We start from the raw sequence: 22,366 nt of genomic DNA, 5'->3' as shown, positions 1-22,366 counted from the left end.
CCTACCAGGCTTGCAGACGGAAGCCTTGCCGCGCTGCCTGCTAGCGTTCAGGATCGCTGGTTCGCCCCTCTGCGTCTTCGGCCCGGGCTTGCAACACCTCCTTGGTCAACAGCACTTTCAGGCGCGAGAACGCGGCGTTGCGAAGCTCATCCAGGGTTCTCCACCGCTCCAGGTACTGCTCGCTGGTCAGCCCCTCCTGGTCCGCCAGCACGCCGGCCCTGGCAGCGTAATCATCCGTGATGGCCTTGAACTGCGCCTTGTTCTGCTCCTGTGCTTGCAGCCACTCGCTCCAGAATACCTGTTCACTCAGGAACCAGGCCTGTGCCTCGATGGTTTGCGCGGCCTTCACATGATTGCGCGCCTCATCGAGCTTCGCTTTGCTGACCTCGCCAAGCCTGGCGAACATCATCGAGCGGGGCTGCGCTGGCAGTTTCAGTTCCTTGGCCAAAGTGACCAGGTAGTAGAGGCTGGCCTCGACCTGGTCAAGTTCAGGGTCAACCAACAGCCGTGCCGCTATATCTTCTCTGATGAACGCTTTCAGCGCGTCGAGCCGGAACAGTCCCAGGCCCAGTTCGAGTAACGCAGCCTTCTGACCTGCCGGCGCACGATTCGCCTTGACCACCAGGGCGTGCACTTGCAGCTCGCTGAAGCGCTCCGCGGCGTTGTCCACGCAGGTGGTGTCTTCGCTGGCAAGTGTGTTGATCGCCTGAGCCAGCTCGGCATCATCATCCATCGCATCCAGCAGCGCCCATACACGCGTAGTCAGGTCCTCGCGATAAGCCGCATTGAGGTAATCTGCGCTGTCCTGCAGCTTTTTCAACAGGTTGAGCAAACTGGCCTGATTGTCGTCAGCAAACAACCGGTCCCATCGCGCTGCCTGCTCAGCGGTGGCCTGCGGACCCACCCATACCTGGCGGGCAGGCTGCTGGGTACTGGGCGCCTCTTGGTCGTGATGCAGTTCATGACGAGGGCGGGCACGCAAGCGATTCAGTTGCTCCAGGGGGATGGAATTGTGGTCCAGCTGAAGCGCCGACCGGAAGCCAAAAGGCATGCGCATGATCGTGTCGGGTATCTCGTTCAGCTGGTTCGAACGCAAGTCCACAAGTCTCAACATCCAGCAATATTCCAGGCCGACAGGCCATTCCAGCAGGCGACAATGAGCGAGGTACAGGTGCGTCAGCACCGGCGCCTGGTGGAAGTGCAACGTCATTCGGCGCAGGGGATTGAAGCTGAGGTCAAGAGACGTCAGACGTGAGAGTTCAGCCAAAGTATTACGCCCTTGCTCCTCAAGACGGATACTGTTGTGGGACAGCTGCAGGGTTTCCAGCCGCGTCAAATGCTGGATCCCTTCAGGCACGGCGGTCAGGCGGTTCCTCGCCAGGTTCAGCCGACGCAGCTGCCCGAAGCAACTGAAGAATGCATTTGGCATCGACTGCAGTGGTGTGTTGACCATGACCAGGGTGGTGACATGGTTGAAGTCGATGCCGCGATGCAGCTCCGGCAGGCTAGTCACCTGATGGCCGCTGAGGTCCAGCAGCAAGCCGTGCCCCCGCTGTTGTTCGGCATCGCTCTGCAGTTGCCGGCGCCAGGCGGCGCGCATGCTGCGCGCAAATTGCCGACGCGCCGCCTGTTCATGGCCGGTCGCACCCGCGACCCACTCGCCAAGCTGGCCATTGAGCAAACGGAAATTTTGCTCCTCGAAAAGCAGCGTGTCGAACGGCCGGTCGCTCTCCATTATCCGATGCACATGTTCATCGATCTGCCTGGGAGAGTCGCCTTCGTAGAGTTCTGCAAGGCGTCGGCGTATGCGCAATACCGGCGCCCATTCACGTGAGTGGCCTCCGCCCAGTGCATAGCCCACCCTACCATCAGGCAAACGTTGCCCCGGGTTGAACCAGCCCTTGCGCGCCACCCAGCCGAACAGTCGAAGCAGTTTTTCGCGATTGACCGGCAGCTTGTCGATTACCTGGCGCCGCAATGTCGCGGCCTGCCCTACGCTGCCCAAGCCCAGGCGAAGGCGTTGCTCGGTGCTGAGCAGGGTGGTGATGACATGGAACAGATCATCCGGTTCGGCGCTTTGCTGCTCCAACGCCACACCACGCTCATCATGGAGAATGAATTGGCCATCCTTGTGCACCAGAATCGACTGAGTCGTCTCTGGCGATTGCGGATTGAGCACAGCCAGCAAGCGGCCTGACGAAGACCGCTCACGCAGTTCCAGGCGCTCAGGGTAGGACCAATGGTCAAGGCGCGACAGTATCCCGAACACGACCTCACCGGTCACGTCGTTGTAGGCGTTGCGCAGCATCAGCCCTTGCTGGGCCTGGTTGAGCCGGGCCAACTGTTGTAACGCGCGAGCCTGGGTCGACACCGACAATGGCAGACGCCGCTGAAGCTCGACCTGTTCCCGTTCGGGGAGGCTCAGCCGGGTGGCCAGTTCGCTTGCATAATCGGGCGCAAGGTCTGGAAAGTCGCGCAGGATCAGTTGCACTGCCGGGTCTGTGCCCGCGTCCGTCTGGGTGAGATAGCCGAACAACCCTTGGCGCAAGCGTGGTGCATGCTGCTCGATGGCGCTGGCCAGGTCGCTGTCCTTCACCTCGGCCAGCACCGGCTGCTGCCGGCACCAGTCATGCAGCTGCGGGTCACTGATGTCGCCCGGACTGGAACGCAGTGCTGCAAAAAAGCGGTTGATGCGTGCATCGGCGGCAAATGCGCGCAGGGTACTGCGCAGGTTGACCGGCAATGCCCGGTTCTCCACCAGGATGCCGCGCAATTCATCGATGTCGCAGCATGCCGCCTGCAGCACCTGCTGCCCGGTTTGCTGATCGAGCGGCTGACCTTGTGGCCACAACCGGTCGAGCATCATGGCGGCATCGTTCCACATCAGTGGCGTCTCGTCCGGCAAGCGCCAGAACCGTTCGCCATTGCACTCGACCACTGGCCCATAAGCCTCTGGCCGCTGCGGATGACGAATGCGCCATGGCCCGCTCTCAGGGGATTGGTGCACCTGGTAGAAATGCGCGTCCACACGCATCCAGCGACGTTCGCCGAGGTGATAAAGGCCATCGCCTTCAAGCTTGGCGCCCTCGGCTGACGTGCGGTACACACTGAGGTCATCGCTCCACAACCGCCCCTCGGCGCTCACCCCGGTGCTGACCGCTTCAAGGCCATCGACAAACGTGCTGCGGGTGAAGTGCCGCAACGCCACGCCAGCGCCAGCCACCACACCGGTCGTAGCAGCAGCCGCCGCCAAGGTTTCGGCAACGTTCAGCACATGTTCCAGCGCCTCATGATCATGCCCTTTGGCCCAATCCACGGTCCCTTCGAACACCTCGGCACACACCTGCGTCAGCATCTGCGCCAACAACAAGACGCCGACTTCCGGGATGAAGAACCCGGCCACGTTGACCAGCCCCCAGCCAAGCCCCTTCCAGGCCTCGAGACGTTCCTTGCTGGCCATAGCGTTGGCGTCTGCCGTAGACACCAGCAATATCTTGGCATCGTCCTCGACGCGATTGATCTGGTCACGCACCCAGCGTTCGAACACTTGTCCCGTGCCGGTTTCACCCTCCACTTCCAGGTCTGGCACTTTGTCGCGAAGGCGATTCAGCAGCGTGTGGTTGAATGCCCTTCGGTCGCGCAGCGCGATCAATTGAATGAAAGCATTCATGTACCGCGCATCGCGCAGATCGACGACCAAAGCGGCACTCAGTGCTTTGTTGGATGCATACCAACGCAGCGGTTCGACCGGGTCGCCCGGGAGATAGACCACCACACCTCGATCACTGTCATCTGGCCCACGCAGCTGCACGAAAAGAGCCTCATGGATGCGCACCTTCATCACCGACATCAGTCCTGGATAGGCGGTGAGTCCCGACTCGGCCTGGCCCCCACTGATGCAGGCTTCCAGCGCAGCCTTGGTATCGGCATCGATGGTCTTCTTGAGGAACGCGATGTGCACGGCAAGCTTGAACCCTGCCTGCTTGTCCTTGACCAGCAGTGCCTGGTGCTTGCCGAAGGTATCGTGCAGCAGTGCCTGATAACGGCTACCCGCATCCAGCTCGCGGCAAGCCTTGACCAAAGCCTCCAGGTCGCCAGATATCACCTTGCTGGTACCGGGTGCAACCAGCCCACTGCCTTCCAACGGCGTGGCACCTACGCCAAAGTTCTGCATCAGCCGCAGCAGGCCGGGCTCCAGCCGGAAGTCGGTATCGACATAGGGCGGCTGGCCGCTTATCCCTCGGATCAATTGCTGTCGCCACTCCAGCGTATCCAGGCGCTGCTCGCCTGGCAGCAGATCTTTCAGCGCCCGGGAAAACTGCTGCCGCGCATACTCGGGCACGGACAAGGCAGCGGCCGTGGCTTGGCGGAAGGCATCCTGGCTGGCTTTATGGGCGGCAAACAAGCTGCGCAGGATGCTGATTTCCTGCGCTGAGGCATCCTTGAGCCACTGGGGCAGCCGCTGGTGGATGAACGCATCCTGCGCGCGTCGCACGTCTTCATCCGTTGGGAAGGTCTGATTGCTCGATACAGTCGGGAAATTGCGCACGATATGCTCCACGTCGCTGAAAAGGGCAGGCAATCTGGCAGTTGCTGCCTGCCGTTTTCAGAAGGAAGCGGGCACAGTTCAGCTGCGGCTGCCGCGCGCCTGGATCAACGTGCGGTAGTGCCCCGGGTTGCAGCCGAACCATTTACGGAAGGCCTTGTAGAACGAACTGCTGTCGGCAAAGCCCAGGCGCTCGGCGATTTCACCCATGGCTGGCTCTTCCTGGCTCAGCCAGGCAATCGCCAGCTCGCGCCGGACGCTGTCCTTGAGCCCTTGATAGGTCTGCCCTTCCTCGGCCAGGCGCCGGCGCAGGGTCGAGGGCGACAGGCACAACTGGCACGCCAGGGTATCGCCGTCGGGCCATTGCCCCGGCGCCAGCTGCAGCAGGTCGCTGCGTATTCGCCGGGCGAGGCTGGACGGATCGCGGTACTTGACCAGGATGTTGCCCGGCGCCTCGGCCAGGAAGCGCTGCAGCTCCTCGGCATTGCGCTTGAGTGGCAGGTCCAGGCAATCGGCGGCGATGATCATGCGCGTGCGTGGGCGATCAAAGTGCAGGTTGTCCGAGAACAGCACCCGGTAGTCGTCACAGAAAGGCGGCTCGGCGCAGCGCAGGTCGATGGCCAGGATCGGAATGCGCCGCCCGGCAAGCCAGCAGGCCACGCCATGCACGATCATCCAGAAGGTGAAATAAGTGAATGCCCGCCGGGGCTCGTCACGCGGTTCGTTGATGACAATCTCGGCCAGGCTTTGCTGGCGAACCAGGCTCGGCTGCAGGTCTTCGAGCGTCAGCGAGAGAAACGCCAGTGCGGTGTCCAGGCCCTCGCCCAAGGTCGGCTGAGCCATGCTCGCCCGACACATGAACGCCAGGCTGCCGCTGCGCAGGCCGCGTGGGTCCATGGCGAAGAACTCGTCGTTGCAGCGCCGCGCCAGCAGGCGCCAGAGCCTGGCGTAGGCCTCGGCACTGACCCGTGCGGCAGGCGCCTGCAACTGCCCGGCATCAATCCCGGCCCGGGCCAGCAGCGCGGCATCGGGCTCCCCCGCCGGGCAGGATTGCAACAGGGCTTCGCGCACCAGTTGCATGGAGATCGTGTCTTTCTCGCTCATTGCCAATCCATTCGCTGATGCCGGCATATTAGGCTGGCTCAAAGTCCCGACGCCAGGCCCAGGAACGCCTGGATCAGGCGCAGTTCCCGGCGCCGTTCCAGGCAGCCGAGCATGTGCTGGTTGCGCAGGCCCTCACCTGCCAAGGGGCGCGCCACCACCCGCGGGTCGTTGGCGACCTCGGTCGACGACACCACGCCAACGCCCAGCTCCGAAGCCACCGCCTCGGTCACCGCCTCGCGGCTGTCCAGCTCCAGCAGCACCCGCGGCTGTACACCGGCAGCGCCACAGGCCTTGTCGAACGTACGGCGGGTGGTGGAACTGGGCTCGCGCAACACCATGATCTGCTGGTGCAGTTCGGCCAGTGGCAGATCCTCCTGTACCTGCGCCCAGGCGTGCCCGGCCGGGAGCAGAGCGCACAGCCGCGATTCGCAGAGGCTTTGCAGGTACAGGCCCTTGCGCGGCTCGATTTCGGTCAGCACGGCAACGTCGGCGTGCTCGCTGAGCAACGCCGCCAGGGTTTCCTGGGCATTGCCCAGGCGCAGGTTGACGGTGATGCCCGGGTAGCGCTCGCGCAGCAGCGCCAACATTGGCATGACCCGGTGCGGGCCATCGGCCGCCACCTCCAGGCGCCCGGTCAGTAACTGCCGATTGGCCTCAAGCATGGCCTGCGCCTCTTCGGCCAGGCCGAACATGGCCCGCGTGATCGCCGCCAGGCGGGTGCCCTCTTCGGTCAGTTCCACCCGCCGCGCGGTGCGCCGCAGCAAGGTGATCTGGTAGTGCTCTTCCAGGGCCTTGACGTGCCCGGTCACTGCCGGCTGGCTGATGAACAGGCGTGCGGCGGCGCGGGTGAAGCTGCCTTCACGGGCAACGGCATCGAAGGCGCGCAGTTGAAACAGGTTCATGAGTATCGGCCTGACTTATAGCTCGGATAACAACAAACAATTTGATTGATGGAAGCGCCAATTGCAACCTAGGCCCCGTAGTTTCAGCCCACCGCTTGTGAGGAATAACGGAATGAGCAACGCCCCGATTCTGCTGACCCCAGGTCCCCTGACCACATCAATCCGCACCCGCCAAGCCATGCTGGTGGACTGGGGCTCCTGGGACCGCGACTTCAACCAGTTGACTGCCAGTGTATGCGAGCAACTACTGGCCATCATCGATGGCAGCGCCAGCCACCACTGCGTGCCCCTGCAAGGCAGCGGTACCTTCGCCGTGGAAGCGGCTATCGGTACCCTGGTGCCACGTGACGGCAAGGTCCTGGTGCTGATCAACGGCGCTTACGGCCAGCGCCTGGCAAAGATCTGCAAGGTACTGGGCCGCGCCTACAGCATCTTCGAAACCGCTGAAGACCAGCCGACCACCGCCGCCGACGTCGACCGCCTGCTGGCCGCCGACCCGGCCATCACCCATGTCGCGCTGATCCACTGCGAAACCAGCACCGGTATCCTCAACCCGCTGCCCGAGATCGCCCAAGTGGTCAAAGGCCACGGCAAGCGCCTGATCATCGACGCCATGAGCTCGTTCGGCGCGCTGCCGATCGACGCCCGCGAAATCCCCTTCGAAGCGCTGATCGCCGCCTCTGGCAAGTGCCTGGAAGGGGTACCCGGCATGGGCTTCGTATTCGCCGAGAAAACCGCCCTGGCCGCCGCCGAGGGCAACGCCCACTCGCTGGCCATGGATTTGCACGACCAGCACACCTACATGGCCAAGACCGGCCAGTGGCGCTTTACCCCGCCGACCCACGTGGTCGCTGCCCTGCACGAAGCGCTGCAGCAGTACAACGAGGAAGGTGGCCTGCCGGCACGCCACCGGCGCTATGCCGACAACTGCAAGACCCTGCTCGACGGCATGGCCGCCATCGGCCTGCGCAGCTTCCTGCCTGCCGCGATCCAGGCACCGATCATCGTCACCTTCCACGCGCCGAACGATCCCCGCTACCAGTTCAAGGACTTCTATGAGCGGGTCAAGGCCAAGGGCTTCATCCTCTACCCCGGCAAACTGACCCAGGTGGAAACCTTCCGTGTCGGTTGCATCGGCGTGGTCGGAGCCGATGGCATGCAGGCTGCCGTGAATGCCGTGGCCGAGGTGCTGCGGGAAATGGAAGTGCTGGATATCTGACCCTTTGCCCACCCAATTTCAGGAACACGCGCACATGAACTACAGCAACCCCACTCAGCTGCAAGCCGCCATCCTCGACTGGGCCGGCACCGTGGTCGACTTTGGCTCCTTCGCCCCGACCCAGATATTTGTCGAAGCCTTTGCCGAATTCGATGTGCAGGTGTCCATCGAAGAAGCCCGCGGCCCGATGGGCATGGGCAAATGGGACCACATCCGCACCCTGTGCGATGTGCCGGAAATAGCCGAGCGCTACCGCAAGGTGTTCGGCCGTACCCCGACCGACGATGATGTCACCGCCATCTACAACCGCTTCATGCCCCTGCAGATCGAGAAGATCGCGGTGCACTCGGCGCTGATCCCCGGCGCCCTGGACACCCTTACCGGGCTGCGCCAGGACGGCCTGAAGATCGGCTCGTGCTCGGGCTACCCGAAGGTGGTGATGGACAAGGTGGTGGAGCTGGCCGCGCAGAACGGCTACGTGGCCGACCATGTGGTGGCCACCGACGAAACCCCGAACGGCCGCCCATGGCCGGCCCAGGCCCTGGCCAACGTGATCGCGCTGGGTATCGACGATGTGGCGGCGTGCGTGAAGGTCGACGACACCGTGCCGGGCATTCTCGAAGGCCGCCGCGCCGGCATGTGGACCGTGGCCCTGGTGTGCTCGGGCAATGCCTTGGGGCTCACCTGGGAAGGCTACCGCGCGCTGAGCGCCGAGCAGCTGCAAAGCGAGCGCCAGCGCATCCATGCCCTGTTCGCCGGCAGCCGCCCGCACTACCTGATCGACACCATCAACGAACTGCCCGAAGTGATCGCCGACATCAACCGGCGCTTGGCCAAGGGTGAGATGCCGCAAGCTTCCTGAACCGGCATTGGGGCCGCTTTGCGGCCCCTTGTTCTGGGTTGCGATCTGGCCCGGATCTGTATATTGAGTTGTCGCTGCAATTGCCAAAACATGGGCTCTCCCTGTCCGGAGATACCCAGCCCCGATGAGCACACACGCCCGCACCCGCCGCCTGACAATCCCGCAACTGGTAGCCATGAAAGGTCGGCAGAAGATCGTTTCGCTGACCGCCTACTCCAGCACCATCGCTCAAGTGATCGACCCGCTGGTCGATTTCATCCTGGTCGGCGACTCCACGGCCATGGTCGGCTACGGTCGGCCGTCCACCCTCGGCATGCGCCTGGACGAGACCATCGCCCATACCCGCGCCGTGGTCGACAGCACCCGCCTGGCCTGCGTGATCGCCGACATGCCGTTCGGCAGCTACCAGGCGTCCCATGAGCAGGCGTTTCGCAACTGCGCCCAGGTACTGGCAAGCAGCGGCTGCGATGCCGTCAAGCTGGAGGCCAACCAGGTGTTGGCGAGCACTGTCGAGTTCCTCGTCGCCCGTGGCATCCCGGTAATGGCGCACATCGGCCTGATGCCGCAATTCGTCAATGCCATGGGTGGCTACAAGGCCCAGGGGCTGAGCGAGGACAGTGCTGCGACGCTATTGGCCGACGCACAGGCCAACCTGCGCGCCGGCGCTTTCAGCCTGTTGCTCGAAGGCGTGGCCGAGCCAGTGGCCCGCGCCATCACCGAAGCCAGCGCCAAGCCGACCATTGGTATTGGCGCTTCACCCACCTGCGATGGCCAGGTGCTGGTGACCGAAGACCTGCTCGGCCTGGGCAGCGCTCATGCGCCGCGCTTCGTCAAGCAGTACGCCGACGTCGGCCAGGTAATCCGCGAGGCTTGTGGCCGCTATGCGCAGGAAGTACGCAACGGCGTGTTTCCAACCTTGCAACACTGCTACGGCGTGTGAGCTTCATCCTCGATCGCCTTGACCAGGCATTGCAGGGCCAAGGCAATATCCTTGCTCCAGTCCACGCTGCAACACAGCCGTAAGTGGCTGCGCCAAAGGCCGCACTGGCTGAAGATTTCGCCTGGGGCAATGACGATGCGCTGCGCCAGCAACCGGGCGAAGACCCGGCGCATGTCCACTGGGCGGGTCGCCTGCAACCACAGGCTGGCCCCGCCCTGCGGCGCGACGATGTGCAGGCGCCCCTGGCCGTGGGTTTGCAACAGCGCCGCCATCTGTTGCAGGCGTTCTTGCAGCATGGGCCGCAAACGCTGTAGATGCTGCTCAAGTCGGCGCGAAGTGAACAGCCTGGCGATCGCTCGCTGGCGAATGGGTGATAGGCGAAAGGCACGCTCAAGAAACAGCTGCTGCAAGCGTTCGGCATGATGCCGGCATAGCAGATAGCCAAAGGGCGCCTCCGCACCAATCAGCTTGTCGAACGTAGCGAACACCAGCAGCCGATCGGGGTCGGCGAAGTCGCGGTAGCGTGGCGCTGCCGGATGGAAACACAATTCGCCGTAAGCATCGTTTTCGAAAAGCCACACATTGTACCTGGCCAGCCAGTGGCAGATCTGCTGCTTGTCTGCCGCCGGCATCAGCCCACCTTGCGGCACGTTGGCCGCCGACGACAGCACGGCCAGACGAACCGGATGATCACACAGCAACTGGTGAAAGTGCTGCAGGTCGAAACGCCCGTCTTCACCCAGTGGCACTTCAAGGATGGTCATGCCTGCCGCCTGCAACTGTCGCAATACCGCCCAGTTGCAAGGCGACTCCACCAGCGCCACCTGGCCCTCGAAGTCCAGGGCACGCAATGCCAGTTCAAGGACGCTGCGCAAGTCTGCACCGATGAACACATGGTTGGCCTGCCAGTAGTGCTGCGCCGAATGGGTGTAGCGGTCGGCCAGCACGCTGCGCAGCTCCGGTTCACCGAACGGTTGGTAAAGGGGGGCCTGTGCACGTGGGTACTGGCGCGCCAGTTCGCGCTCGATCATCAGCAGTGGCTGCTCCAGCGACAGCAGCATGGCTGGCGCATCACTGCCCAGGGCGAGCATACCCGGCTGACGGGCACTGGCGAATACCGTGTCAAGCAAGCCCGGGGAATGCCCGCGCAATGCAGAGGGGCGAGTGCGGGTGAAATAGCCCAGCTTGGGCCGTGCATGCACCCGCCCTTCATCTTCGAGCAGCGCATAGGCGTACTTGGTGCTGGACACCGAAACACTCAGGCGCCGGGCCAGCTCGCGCAGCGACGGCAGGCGTTGTTCCACGTCGCATGGAGCGGCCTCGATACGTTCGAGCAGGTAGCGGTAAACCGTCTGGTAGGTGTATTCGGGGTTGTTGTTCGACCTGTTTTCCATAACCTTGTCTATGCACCGTTTTTGCAGGATCGGCCTTGTGCCGCGCCTACACTGAACCCGACACGCCCGCCGGTAAAGCCCTACTGCGGCAATTGTACCTGCGGCTTGGTGGCCGCAAAGATCGCCCAGCTCGACACGAACAGCGCCGCGATCAACGGCCCGATCACAAAGCCGTTGAGCCCGAACACCGCCAGCCCACCCAAGGTCGACACCAGGATCAGGTAGTCCGGCATGCGCGTGTCCTTGCCCACCAGGATCGGCCGCAGCAGGTTGTCCACCAGGCCGATCACCAGCACGCCGAACGCGGTCAGGATCAGCCCCGGCAGTATCGCCCCGGTCAGCAGGAAATACGCCGCCACCGGCGCCCACACGATTCCCGCCCCTACCGCCGGCAACAGCGACAGAAACGCCATCAGCACCGCCCACACCAGCGCACTGGGGATATCCAGTACCCAGAAGATGAACCCGCCCAACGCCCCCTGGGTAATGGCCACCAGCACGTTGCCTTTCACCGTCGCCCGTACCACACGGTTGAACTTCAGCTGCAAACGGCGCTTCTGCTGCTCCGGCAGCGGCACCGCCAGACGCACCTGGCGGGCGACCTCCGCGCCTTCGCGCAGGAAAAAGAACAACAGGTACAGCATGATGCCGAAGCTGACCACGAACTCGAACGTTCCCTGCCCGAAGTTGAACGCCTGGCTAGCCAGCACCTGGCTACCCTGGGTAGCCCACTTGCTGATCTTGTCGCGCAGCCCGTCAAGGTTGCCCATGCCCATGCTGTCCAGGCCCTGCTGGGCAAACGCCGGAAGCATGTCCTTGCCGCGCTCGACATAACCGGCGATATCCAGCTCCCCGTGCTCGATGCGCTGGTACAAGGCAGCGCCCTCCTGCACCAGCAGCGCGCTGGTGATGATCACCGGCAGGATCGCCACCAGCAGGCACACCAGCAAGGTGGTCGCCGCGGCCAGGTTGCGCCGGCGACCGAAACGCAACAGCAGGTGGCGCTGCAGCGGGGCGAACAGGATGCCCAGTATCACCGCCCAGAAAATCGCACCGTAGTAGGGCAACAGGATCCAGATGAAGGCGATGGTCACCAGCGCCAGCAGTACTGCCAGGGCTTTGTTCTGCAGGGCGGTCTGGTTCATCGCGGGTCCTCGAATGGCTTATGCGGTATTAGTGCACCGCGCCCGGGCAAAAGTGCCGCTGTTCCGTTGATGTAAATCAATACACGCCGTGTCTACCCGCCCTAGCATCCGCGCCTTTTGCCCCGGTGCGCACATGACCCCTATCGCCAAGCCCGAACTGCTGGCCCCCGCCGGCACCCTCAAGACCATGCGCTACGCCTTCGCCTATGGCGCCGACGCGGTCTACGCCGGCCAGCCTCGCTACAGCTTGCGGGTGCGCAACAACGAGTTCGACCATGCCAACCTGGCCCTGGGCATCCAGGAGGCGCATGCCCTGGGCAAGCGCTTCTACGTGGTGGTCAACATCGCCCCGCACAATGCCAAGCTCAAGACCTTCCTCAAGGACCTGGCGCCGGTGATAGAGATGGCGCCGGATGCGCTGATCATGTCCGACCCCGGCCTGATCATGCTGGTGCGCCAGCACTTCCCGAAGATGCCGGTGCACCTGTCGGTGCAGGCCAACACGGTCAACTGGGCCAGTGTGCAGTTCTGGCAGCAACTGGGCCTGAGCCGGGTGATCCTGTCGCGCGAACTGTCGCTCGAAGAGATCGAGGAAATCCGCCAGCAGGTGCCAGACATGGAGCTGGAGGTTTTCGTACACGGCGCCCTGTGCATGGCCTACTCCGGCCGTTGCTTGCTGTCGGGCTACCTCAACAGGCGCGATGCCAACCAGGGCACCTGCACCAACGCCTGCCGCTGGAAGTACGACGCCACCCCGGCCACCGAGAACGCCACCGGCGACATCGTGCGTGAAGTGCAGCCGACCCTGGGCCTGGGTGCGCCGACCGAACAGGTATTCCTGCTGCAGGAGAGCAACCGCCCCGGCACCGAAATGCCGGCGTTCGAAGACGAGCACGGCACCTACATCATGAATGCCAAGGACCTGCGCGCCATCCAGCACGTCGGGCGCCTGGCCGCCATGGGCGTGCACTCGCTGAAGATCGAAGGCCGCACCAAGTCGCACTTCTACTGCGCCCGCGCGGTACAGGCGTACCGCCAGGCGATTGACGACGCGGTGGCCGGGCGGCCGTTCGACCGCACGCTGATGGGCAACCTCGAATCCCTGGCCCAACGCGGCTACACCGAAGGTTTCCTGCGCCGCCATGTGCACGATGAATACCAGAACTACCAGCGCGGCAACTCGGTTTCCGAGCGCCAGCAGTTCGTCGGCGAACTGACTGGCCTGCGTGTGGACGGCCTGGCGGAGGTCAAGGTGAAGAACCGCTTCGCCGTGGGTGACCACCTGGAGCTGATGACCCCGCGCGGCAATTACCACTTCGACCTGCACCGCCTGTGCGACCGCCAGCAGCAAGCCATCGAGGTGGCACCGGGTGACGGCCACGTGGTGTACCTGCCGATCCCGGAACAGGTCGCGCTCGACTACGCCCTGTTGATGCGCGACCTCGGCACCGACGAGGCGGCCAGCTGACAATCCTGTAATGTGCACCTCAGCTACCTGTCAGCTGCCAGCAGCGAACATCGTGCAAGCCGCTTACGCTATGCTGCTGACCTACCGCTGGAAGGAGTGCTTCACCATGCTGCGCAAACACTTGCTGACCCTGGGCCTGCTGGCCGTCACCGGCCTGGCCCAGGCTGCCGAGACCATCGACGTCTACCGCGACCCCAACTGCGGCTGCTGCAAGGCCTGGATCAGCCACCTGCGCGACAACGGCTTTACCGTGAACGACCATGTCGAGCCGAACATGAGTGCGGTCAAGCAACGCCTGGGCGTGGCGCCACGCCTGGCGTCATGCCATACCGGGGTGATCGACGGCAAGTTCGTCGAAGGCCACGTGCCGGCCGAGCAGGTGCGCCTGCTGGCCAAGCGCAACGACCTCAAGGGCCTGGCCGTGCCGGGCATGCCGATGGGCTCGCCCGGCATGGAAATGGGTGACCACAAGGATGCCTACCAGGTCATTGGCGTGACCCAGGACGGCAAGGACACCGTGGTCGCCAACTACTGATGCTCAGCCTGTGGGCGCTGTTCCTCAGCGCCTTCGGCGCCGCCACCCTGCTACCGTTGCAATCGGAGGCCGTGCTGGTCGGCCTTTTGCTGCGCCAGCCCGAGGCCTGGGCCACCCTGCTGCTTGTGGCTACCTTGGGCAATGTGCTGGGCTCGGTGGTCAACTGGGGGCTGGGGCGGGCCATCGAGCACCTGCGTGACAAGCGCTGGTTCCCGTTCAGCCCTGCCCAGCTGGAGCGCGCGCAACAGCGCTACCAGCGCTGGGGGCAATGGTCGCTGTTGCTCAGCTGGATGCCAGTGATCGGCGACCCGCTGACGCTGATCGCGGGCATCATGCGTGAGCCGTTCTGGCGCTTCTTGCTGCTGGTGACCCTGGCCAAGGCCGGCCGCTATGGGGTGCTGGCGATGATTACCATGGGCTGGTCTCACGCCTGGTAACACCTTTCACGTTCCGCGTGGTCCACTGGCTGTTACAGTCGCCCCTTCCTACATGGCCCTACACGGAGTGCCCCCATGCTGCGCGCAACCGCCCTGGCCCTGGCCTGCCTCGCCGGCAGTTCGGCCATCGCCGCCGAATCGCCCACCTACGGCCCCCAGCTGGAAGGCTTCAATTACCCGCATCCGCTCAAGCATTTCGACTTCAAGTCCCAGGGCCAGGCCCTGCAGATGGGCTACATGGACGTGCCCGCCCAAGGCCAGGCCAACGGCCACAGCGTGGTGCTGATGCACGGCAAGAACTTCTGCGCCGCCACCTGGGAAACCACCATCGACGCCCTGAGCAAGGCTGGCTACCGGGTCATTGCCCCCGACCAGGTCGGTTTCTGCAGCTCCAGCAAACCGGCGCACTACCAGTACAGCTTCCAGCAACTGGCGAGCAACACCCATGCCCTGCTCGAGCAACTGGGCGTGAAACAAAGCATCGTGCTCGGCCACTCCACCGGTGGCATGCTCGCCACACGCTATGCGCTGATGTACCCGCGGCAGGTGGAGCGCCTGGCGATGGTCAACCCCATCGGGCTGGAAGACTGGAAAGCCCTGGGGGTGCCCTATCGCACGGTGGACCAGTGGTATGCGCGCGAGCTCGAACTGGATGCCGAAGGCGTGCGCGAATATGAGCGCAAGACCTACTACGCCGGGCGCTGGAAGCCGGAGTACGAGCGCTGGGTGCAGATGCTGGTGGGCCTGAACAAGGGGCCGGGGCATGAAGCGGTGGCGTGGAACTCGGCGCTGATCTACGACATGATCTTCACGCAGCCGGTGTACCACGAGTTCAAGGACCTGCAGATGCCCACCCTGCTGCTGATCGGTGACCAGGACACCACGGCCATCGGCAGTGACATCGCGCCGCCGGAGGTGAAAGCGAAGCTGGGCAAGTATGCAGAGCTGGGGCCGCAGGTGGCCAAGCTGATTCCCAAGGGTGAGCTGATTACCTTCAAAGGTATGGGGCATGCGCCGCAGATCGAGGAGCCGGTGCGGTTCAACCGTACGCTGGTGGAGTGGTTAGGGCGCCAGATCTGATTAGGGGGCCGCTTTGCGGCCCATCGCCGGCAAGCCAGCTCCCACAGGTACTGCACAGGTTTCGGAAGCTGTGATTTACCTGTGGGAGCGGGCGAGCCCGCGAAGGGCTGCAAAGCAGCCCCCTATACTTTCCAGACCTGCTCCTCGGTCCAGCCCAGCTCGACAAAGTCCACCGCCCGCAACCCCGCCTCTTCCTCGCAGAAAAACTCATCCAGCTGCGGCGGCCTCACCGCCGTATCACTGAGCATCGCATGCACCTGCCCACGGTGATGCACCTGGTGCTCGAACAGGTGCGCCAACAGGCGCAGCCGTTGCTCGCGCTGCACCCGCTCGGGGCGCACGATGCTGACATAGCGCCCCAGTTCACTATCGCGCAGGCTCCTGCAATAGGCGATCAGCCGGTGATCGGCCTGGGCCTGCTCGGCATGCAGGTCGGTGCAGGTGGCAAACGGCTGTTCCGGGTCGAAGAAACGCTCGCCATCGGCGTCGGGCTGCTCGCCACGCTGCTCGCATTCGAGCATGTGCAGGTAGAACCAGTCGACCGTCAGCAGGTGGTTGAGGGTGGCCTTGATCGACGGGAAGAAGCTGCAGCGAGGGGCGACGAATTCGTCCTGGGTCAGTTGCAGGCAGGCCTTGTACAGGCGGTGGTTGGCCCAGCCATTGTTGTAGGCCTGGGTCAGCAGATGATGCGACAACGGCTCCATGGTTCGGCTCCTTTTCAGGCGAAGCGTTGCAGTTGCATCTCCCGTAGCCGGCTCAGGGTCCGCTGGTACGGGAACGCCAGATACCCTTGAGTGTAGAGGGCATCCAGCGGCACCTGTGCTTCCAGGTACAACGCCACCCGGCGGTCGTAGCATTCGTCGACCAGGGCAATGAAGCGGCGCACAGCGTCGTCCTTGGGCGACAGCGCCGGCAGTTCGCGATCGCCCGCCATCACCCGCGCCGCAGCATCCTCGGTGCCTCGGGCAATGCGCCCGGCCCGCTGTTCGCCGCCCAGCGCCGGAATGCCCGACACCAGGATGGCCGGGAAACGGTCGCACAGGGCCATGAACTCCATGGCCGCCAAGGGTTGCTCGCACAGGTCGGTGAAGCGGCACCAGATGGCCTGCGCGCTGCGCCGTACCACCTGGACCTGTCGGGAGCCGATGGTCAAGGGCTGATCGTGGCCTGCTTCGCCGGGGCTGAGCTGGCGGAACACCTCGCCCAGCTGGCTGGCCTGCCCCGCTTGCACCACCCAGTAACGCTGGCGCTCGGCGCCGGGGTGCAGGCGGTGGTCCTGCTCGCCGGCTACCGGCAATACCTGCATGTGCCGCTGGATGGCGGCAATGGCCGGCAGGAAACGCTCGCGGTTGAAGCCGTCGCGATAAAGCTGCCCGGGTGGCTGGTTGGAGGTGGCGACAATCACCACGCCTTGGTCGAACAGGACCTGGAACAGGCGGCCGAGGATGATCGCGTCACCGATGTCGTTGACGAACAGCTCGTCGAAGCACAGCACGCGAATCTGCCCGGCCAGTTCCGCGGCCAGCGCCAGCAGCGGGTCGGCAGTGCCGTTTAGCTGGAACAGCCGCTGGTGGACCCAGGCCATGAAGTGATGGAAGTGCTGGCGCCGGCTGGGTACCCGCAGGCAGCGGTGGAACTGGTCCATGAGCCAGGTCTTGCCGCGACCGACCGGGCCCCAGAGGTAGATGCCCTGGGTGGGGTGACCTTGTTCGACGGCCTGGAAGCAGGCTTGCAAGGCCTCGACGGCGCAAGCCTGGGCGGGGTCGGCGACATAGCCCTGGGTGGCCAGGGCTTGCTGGTAGAGGGAGTGGGGATCGATAGCCATGCGGCATTCTACACGGCTGAATTCAAAAGGCTGCCGCGATCCCTGTGGGAGCGCGTACAACAGTGATGATCAAGTGTCGCCCAGGCCTACCTTGAGCAGCGCGCCGTCCTTGTCATCGGTCAGCACATACAGGTACCCGTCCGGCCCCACCCGCACATCGCGGATACGCGCCTTCAGCTCACCCAGCAAACGCTCCTCATGCACCACCTTGTCGCCATCCAGCTGCAAGCGGATCAGCTCCTGGGTGGCCAGCGCGCCAATGAACAGGTTGTGGTCCCAGGCCTTGAACGTGGGACTGTCGTAGAACGCCATGCCGCTGATACCCGGCGACTTCTCCCACACATGGTGCGGGTCGACCATGCCCTGCACATGCTTGCCCTTGGCCTCGGGAATGGGCAGAAGCGAATAGTTGATGCCGTGGGTCGCGACCGGCCAGCCATAGTTCTTGCCGGGCTCGGGAATGTTGATCTCGTCGCCACCACGCGGGCCGTGCTCGTGGGTCCACAGCTTGCCGGTCCAGGGGTTGAGCGCGGCACCTTGCTGGTTGCGATGACCGAACGACCAGATTTCCGGCCGCACATTGTCCTTGCCAACGAAGGGGTTGTCCCTGGGCACCTCGCCGTCCGGCAAGATACGCACGATCTTGCCTTGCAGCTTGTCCAGGTCCTGGGCAGTCGGGCGCTGGTTGTTCTCGCCGAGGGCGATGAACAGATAGCCGTCGCGGTCGAACACCAGGCGCGAGCCAAAGTGGTTGCCCTCCGACAGCTTGGGCTGCTGGCGGAAAATCACACTGAAGTTTTCCAGCCGGGCGCGGTCCTGGGACAACTGGCCACGGCCGACCGCTGTGCCGGCCTTGCCGTCACTGCCCTCTTCGGCGTAGGACAGATAGACGGTGCGGTCCTTGGCGAATTCCGGCGACAGCACCACATCCAGCAGGCCGCCCTGGCCCTCGGCCCAGACGTTGGGCACACCGCTGATCGGCGGGCCGACCTTGCCTTCGGCGTTGACCACCCGCAAGTTGCCGGCGCGCTCGGTGACCAGCATGTCCTTGCCGCCCGGCAGGAACGCCAGGGCCCAAGGGTTGCGCAGGCCATCGGCCACTGTGCTGACGGTCAAGGTGCCTTCTTCACTGCGAAACTGCTGTTCGGCCGCCGCCTGCGCCAGCAATGGCAGCAATGCGGCGGTGGTCAGGGTGACAAGCCAGGGTGCTCGAAGCATGCAGGACTCCTTTCGTAGGGCGCTCATGGCGCGCGCGGGTTGCCGCGGGCCGGGCGGGTAGGCTCCAGGTTCGGGGTTTGCTGCTGACGGCGCAGGTTGTCGCCGTTGCCGATGCCGCGGTTGTCCAGGGTAGGCGTGCGCTGGTACGGGTCGGTGGACGGGCCGCGCACGGGCGGTGTGGCCGGCATGCTGCCCTGGCGGCTGTTGGGGTTGGCGCGCTGGATCGGGCTGTTGTAGGGGTTGTTGTTGCCGGCGGCGAGTTGCAAGGGTAGTTCGGGAGCCGCTTGCGCAGGCAGGTACAGGGCCAGGCCGAGGGCCAGGATGGGCAATGTCGGGGTCATGCTTCACCTCCTGTACGAAAATGCCGCGCCTGGTGGGTTTGATAGCCTAAGGCGCGAAGGGTTCGCGGCAAAAGTGTGAATGCGGGTGGAGATGATTCCTGATGTTTCAGTATGGGCCCTGGGGGCTGCTTTGCAGCCCATCGCGACACAAGGCCGCTCCTACAGGGAATCGCGTAACCCTGTGGGAGCAGCCTTGTGCTGCGAATGGCCGTAAAGCGGCCCCAGGTTACAGGCCCTTGTCCACCTTGTGCCGCGCCGCATACAGGCACAGCATTTCCATCGCCAGGGTCGCCCCCGCCAGTGCGGTGATGTCGGCATGGTCATAGGCTGGCGCCACCTCCACCAGGTCCATGCCCACCAGGTTGATGCCGCGCAGCCCGCCGAGGATTTCCAGCGCCTGTACCGTGCTCAGCCCGCCGCACACCGGTGTGCCGGTACCGGGCGCATAGGCCGGGTCGAGGCAGTCGATATCGAAGGTCAGGTACACCGGCCGCTCGCCCACCCGCTGACGAATCGCCGCGATCACCGCCTCGGTGCCCTGCCGGTGCACCTGGCGGGCATCGAGGATGGCAAAGCCCTGGCTGTCGTCATTGGTGGTGCGCAGGCCGATCTGCACCGAGCTGGCCGGGTCCACCAGGCCTTCGCGGGCGGCATGCCAGAACATGGTGCCGTGGTCGATGCGCTTGCCTTCCTCGTCCGGCCAGGTGTCGCTGTGCGCATCGAAGTGAATCAGCGCCAGCGGGCCATGGCGGCGGGCATGGGCCTTGAGCAGCGGGTAACTGATGAAGTGGTCGCCACCCAGGGTGAGCATGGCGCAGCCTGCTTGCAGAATATGCGTGGCATGGGCCTCGATGCTGTCCGGTACCGCCTGTGGGGTGCCGCTGTCGAAGGCGCAATCGCCATAGTCGATCACCGCCAGGTGGTCGAACGGGTCGAACGCCCACGGCCAGTGCCGGGCCCAGGCCTGCTGTACCGAGGCAGCGCGGATCGCCCGCGGGCCGAACCGCGCACCGGGGCGGTTGCTGGTGGCCGTATCGAACGGCACACCGCTGACCACCACATCGACACCACGCAGGTCGCGGCTGTAACGGCGCCTGGAGAAACTGGTAATGCCTGCGTAGGTACTTTCCGCAGCGGTGCCATACAGGCTGTCGCGGGTCATGGCCTGGTCGTTATTTGCGGCTTGCTCCACGGTCGGGCTCCTTTGTCGTTGTGGGTTACTGGCGGCTGCGGAACGCGGTCCACAGGCGGTTGCGCTGGCGCAGGTCGGCCAGGGCCATGCTGCGGTCGGCATACAGGCGCTGGCGCACTGTGGCCGGCGGGTAGATGTCCGGGTCGTTGCGCAGTGCTTCGTCCACCAGCGGCGTGGCCGCCTGGTTGGCGTTGGCGAAGAACAGCGTGTTGGTCAGCGCGGCCACCGACTCGGGCTTGAGCATGAAGGCGATGAACGCCCGCGCGGCCTCGGGGTGCGGGGCGTCCTTGGGGATGACCAGGTTGTCCTGCCACACCAGCGTGCCTTCGCGGGGGATGCGGTAGATCAGCTCGAACGGCTTGCCGGCACGGCGCGCCTGGTCGGCGGCCATCGCCGCATCGCCGTTGTAGGTCAGTGCCAGGCACACGCTGCCGTTGGCCAGGTCGCTGATCTGCCGGCCATTGGCGACGTAGCTGATCGACGGCTGCAGCTGGCTCAGCAGGTCCTGCGCGGCGGCCAGGTCGTCCTTGTTCTGGCTGTAAGGGTCCTTGCCCAGGTAATTCAGGGCCACGCCGATCACCTCCTGCGGCGAGTCGGGCATGGCGATGCCGCAGTCCTTCAGCCGGCTGGCGTACTCAGGCTTGAACAGCAGATCGAGGCTGTCCAGCGGCACATCACCCAGGCGCTGGCGCACGGCCTCCACATTCACCCCCAGGCCCAGGGTGCCCCAAGTGTAGGGTACGGCATGGCGGTTGCCGGGGTCGGCCTCGGCCAGCTTGGCCAGCAAGTCCTTGTCGAGGTTGGCGTAGCCGGGCATGGCCTGGGGGTCGAGCGGTTGCAGGGCATTGGCCTTGAGTGCCCGGGCCAGCACGGTCGACGACGGCACCACCACGTCATAGCCGCTGCCACCGGTCAGCAGCTTGGTTTCCAGTACCTCGGTGGTATCGAAGGTGTCGTAGCGCACCTTGTAGCCGGTTTCCTGTTCGAAACGCTGGAGGGTTTGCGGGGCGACATAGTCGGCCCAGCTGTAGAGGTTGACGACCTTTTCTTCAGCCTGCAGCGGCAAGGCCAGGACCAGAGACAACAGGCATAACGATCGACGCATGGCGGACACCTCGGCAAATGGGTGGATGCCGCGAGCATGCCAGCCGGGTTACATTGCAGGAATGGCAAGTTTGCAAAGCTGACATTTATCAGGAGCAATGTAATGCTCGGACAAGTGCACGACCCCGACCTGCACCTGCTGCGGCTGTTCGTCACTGTAGTCGAGGCCGGTGGCTTCAGTGCCGCGCAAGGCGTGCTGGGGCTGAGCCAGCCCACCATCAGCCAGCGCATGGCGCAGCTGGAAGCGCGGCTGGGCTACCGCCTGTGCAGCCGCGGCAAGGGCGGTTTTCACCTGACGGAAAAAGGCACGTTGTTGCTGGACGCCGCCCGTGGGTTATTGCTGAACATCGAACAGTTTCGCCAGCAGGCCAATGGCGTTGCCGGGCGGCTACTGGGGACCGTGCGGATCGGCATGGCGGAGAACCAGGACAAGACGGTAAGCCTGAAGCTGGCAGCGGCCATTACGGCGTTTCGCAGGCGCGAGGAGGCGGTGCAGCTGGAACTGATCAGTGCGCCGCCGGCAGAGCTGGAGCGGCTATTGCTGGAGCAGCGGCTGGATTACGCCATCAGCTACTTTTCCGGCAACCAGGCAGCCTTCGATTACCAGCCGCTGTTCGAAGAGCGGCAGCGGCTGTATTGCGGCAAGGGGCATGTGCTGTTCGGTGCGGCTGGCGTCAGCCGGGAGCGGTTGCTGGCGATGGACCAGGTGCGCCATCCGTACCGGTTTCTAAAGGGCGGTGAGCCGTTCCAGAGCCAGCGCAGCATGGCGGTGGCGGAGCAGATCGAAAGCGTGATGACGTTCATTCTGTCGGGGCGGCATATTGGCTATCTGCCGTGCCATTGCGCGCACGCCTGGGAGGCTGAGGGGCTGCTGTGGGCGCTGGACCCGGGGCTGGACTTCGTGGTGCCGTTTACCCTGGCCAGGCATCGGGCACAGGCGGTTGGCGAGGCGCAGCAGGCGTTTGCGCAGGATTTGCTGGCAGCGTTCTCCTGAAGCGGCCTCTTCGCGGGCTTGCCCGCTCCCACAGGGACCTCACAATGCCAGAGGGCGGCG

At 64.4% G+C, this 22,366-nt stretch carries 19 protein-coding genes; 8 read left to right on the top strand and 11 right to left on the bottom strand.

Annotated elements, in window-relative coordinates; genetic code table 11:
• Nucleotides 1–40: 40 nt before the first annotated feature.
• From CAF70_RS15930 to CAF70_RS15920, 3 genes are all read right to left on the bottom strand, one after another.
• Nucleotides 41–4,549 carry an NEL-type E3 ubiquitin ligase domain-containing protein gene (locus tag CAF70_RS15930; protein WP_143491616.1) on the bottom strand — a complete coding sequence of 1,503 codons (4,509 nt, stop codon included), beginning with the start codon at nt 4,547–4,549 and terminating at the stop codon, nt 41–43.
• Nucleotides 4,550–4,627: 78 nt separating this feature from the next.
• Nucleotides 4,628–5,650 carry an AraC family transcriptional regulator gene (locus CAF70_RS15925; RefSeq protein ID WP_085625648.1) on the bottom strand — a complete coding sequence of 341 codons (1,023 nt, stop codon included), beginning with the start codon at nt 5,648–5,650 and terminating at the stop codon, nt 4,628–4,630.
• Nucleotides 5,651–5,688: 38 nt separating this feature from the next.
• The gene (locus CAF70_RS15920; protein ID WP_085625647.1) at nt 5,689–6,552 is read right to left on the bottom strand and encodes a LysR substrate-binding domain-containing protein; all 864 of its coding nucleotides are present in this window, start codon (nt 6,550–6,552) and stop codon (nt 5,689–5,691) included.
• A gap of 112 nt (nt 6,553–6,664) precedes the next feature.
• Here CAF70_RS15920 and CAF70_RS15915 point away from each other — a divergent pair, with 112 nt between their 5' ends.
• From CAF70_RS15915 to panB, 3 genes are all read left to right on the top strand, one after another.
• Nucleotides 6,665–7,771, top strand: a complete 1,107-nt coding sequence (locus tag CAF70_RS15915) for a 2-aminoethylphosphonate--pyruvate transaminase (RefSeq protein ID WP_085625646.1) — start codon at nt 6,665–6,667, stop codon at nt 7,769–7,771.
• Between the two features lie 34 nt (nt 7,772–7,805).
• Nucleotides 7,806–8,633: a phosphonoacetaldehyde hydrolase gene (gene phnX, locus CAF70_RS15910; RefSeq protein ID WP_085625645.1), complete on the top strand. Its 828-nt coding sequence runs from the start codon at nt 7,806–7,808 to the stop codon at nt 8,631–8,633.
• Between the two features lie 124 nt (nt 8,634–8,757).
• Entirely contained in the window at nt 8,758–9,573 is an 816-nt protein-coding gene (gene panB, locus CAF70_RS15905) for a 3-methyl-2-oxobutanoate hydroxymethyltransferase (RefSeq protein WP_085625644.1), read from the top strand.
• Here panB and CAF70_RS15900 read toward each other — a convergent pair.
• Both CAF70_RS15900 and CAF70_RS15895 read right to left on the bottom strand, forming a co-directional pair.
• Entirely contained in the window at nt 9,561–10,967 is a 1,407-nt protein-coding gene (locus CAF70_RS15900) for a PLP-dependent aminotransferase family protein (RefSeq protein WP_085625643.1), read from the bottom strand. The genes panB and CAF70_RS15900 overlap by 13 nt on opposite strands.
• Nucleotides 10,968–11,047: 80 nt before the next feature.
• Nucleotides 11,048–12,112, bottom strand: a complete 1,065-nt coding sequence (locus CAF70_RS15895) for an AI-2E family transporter (protein WP_085625642.1) — start codon at nt 12,110–12,112, stop codon at nt 11,048–11,050.
• Nucleotides 12,113–12,245: 133 nt separating this feature from the next.
• Here CAF70_RS15895 and yegQ point away from each other — a divergent pair, with 133 nt between their 5' ends.
• The 4 genes from yegQ to CAF70_RS15875 all read left to right on the top strand — a co-directional run bounded on the left by yegQ (nt 12,246) and on the right by CAF70_RS15875 (nt 15,632).
• Nucleotides 12,246–13,580: a tRNA 5-hydroxyuridine modification protein YegQ gene (gene yegQ, locus CAF70_RS15890; protein ID WP_085625641.1), complete on the top strand. Its 1,335-nt coding sequence runs from the start codon at nt 12,246–12,248 to the stop codon at nt 13,578–13,580.
• A 106-nt stretch (nt 13,581–13,686) separates the two neighbouring features.
• Nucleotides 13,687–14,115: a DUF411 domain-containing protein gene (locus CAF70_RS15885; protein ID WP_085625662.1), complete on the top strand. Its 429-nt coding sequence runs from the start codon at nt 13,687–13,689 to the stop codon at nt 14,113–14,115.
• Entirely contained in the window at nt 14,115–14,552 is a 438-nt protein-coding gene (locus CAF70_RS15880) for a YqaA family protein (RefSeq protein WP_085625640.1), read from the top strand. Before CAF70_RS15885 ends, CAF70_RS15880 begins: the two co-directional genes overlap by 1 nt.
• 75 nt (nt 14,553–14,627) lie before the next feature.
• On the top strand, nt 14,628–15,632 hold the full coding sequence (locus CAF70_RS15875; RefSeq protein ID WP_085625639.1) for an alpha/beta fold hydrolase: 1,005 nt from the start codon (nt 14,628–14,630) through the stop codon (nt 15,630–15,632).
• Between the two features lie 122 nt (nt 15,633–15,754).
• Here the strand turns inward: CAF70_RS15875 and CAF70_RS15870 are convergent, their stop codons facing one another.
• The 6 genes from CAF70_RS15870 to CAF70_RS15845 form a co-directional block, all read right to left on the bottom strand.
• A complete protein-coding gene (locus tag CAF70_RS15870; protein ID WP_085625638.1) occupies nt 15,755–16,336 on the bottom strand; it encodes a DinB family protein in 582 nt (193 codons plus the stop codon).
• Between the two features lie 14 nt (nt 16,337–16,350).
• Entirely contained in the window at nt 16,351–17,457 is a 1,107-nt protein-coding gene (gene zapE, locus CAF70_RS15865; protein ID WP_085625637.1) for a cell division protein ZapE, read from the bottom strand.
• A gap of 69 nt (nt 17,458–17,526) precedes the next feature.
• Nucleotides 17,527–18,675 carry a PQQ-dependent sugar dehydrogenase gene (locus CAF70_RS15860; RefSeq protein ID WP_085625636.1) on the bottom strand — a complete coding sequence of 383 codons (1,149 nt, stop codon included), beginning with the start codon at nt 18,673–18,675 and terminating at the stop codon, nt 17,527–17,529.
• A 23-nt stretch (nt 18,676–18,698) separates the two neighbouring features.
• Nucleotides 18,699–19,016, bottom strand: coding sequence for a hypothetical protein (locus CAF70_RS15855; RefSeq protein ID WP_085625635.1), 318 nt, complete (start codon nt 19,014–19,016; stop codon nt 18,699–18,701).
• 226 nt (nt 19,017–19,242) lie between these two features.
• The gene (gene speB / locus CAF70_RS15850; protein WP_085625634.1) at nt 19,243–20,208 is read right to left on the bottom strand and encodes an agmatinase; all 966 of its coding nucleotides are present in this window, start codon (nt 20,206–20,208) and stop codon (nt 19,243–19,245) included.
• 25 nt (nt 20,209–20,233) lie between these two features.
• Nucleotides 20,234–21,313: a polyamine ABC transporter substrate-binding protein gene (locus CAF70_RS15845; protein ID WP_085625633.1), complete on the bottom strand. Its 1,080-nt coding sequence runs from the start codon at nt 21,311–21,313 to the stop codon at nt 20,234–20,236.
• 102 nt (nt 21,314–21,415) lie between these two features.
• Between CAF70_RS15845 and CAF70_RS15840 the strand changes: the two genes are divergently transcribed.
• Nucleotides 21,416–22,306, top strand: coding sequence for a LysR family transcriptional regulator (locus CAF70_RS15840; RefSeq protein ID WP_085625632.1), 891 nt, complete (start codon nt 21,416–21,418; stop codon nt 22,304–22,306).
• Nucleotides 22,307–22,366: the final 60 nt, after the last annotated feature.

It is taken from the genome of Pseudomonas sp. B19(2017) (genome assembly GCF_002113165.1).
GTDB lineage: Bacteria > Pseudomonadota > Gammaproteobacteria > Pseudomonadales > Pseudomonadaceae > Aquipseudomonas.
The sequence above is the reverse complement of the archived record's forward strand: the minus strand, read 5'-3'. Positions and strand labels throughout refer to the sequence as shown.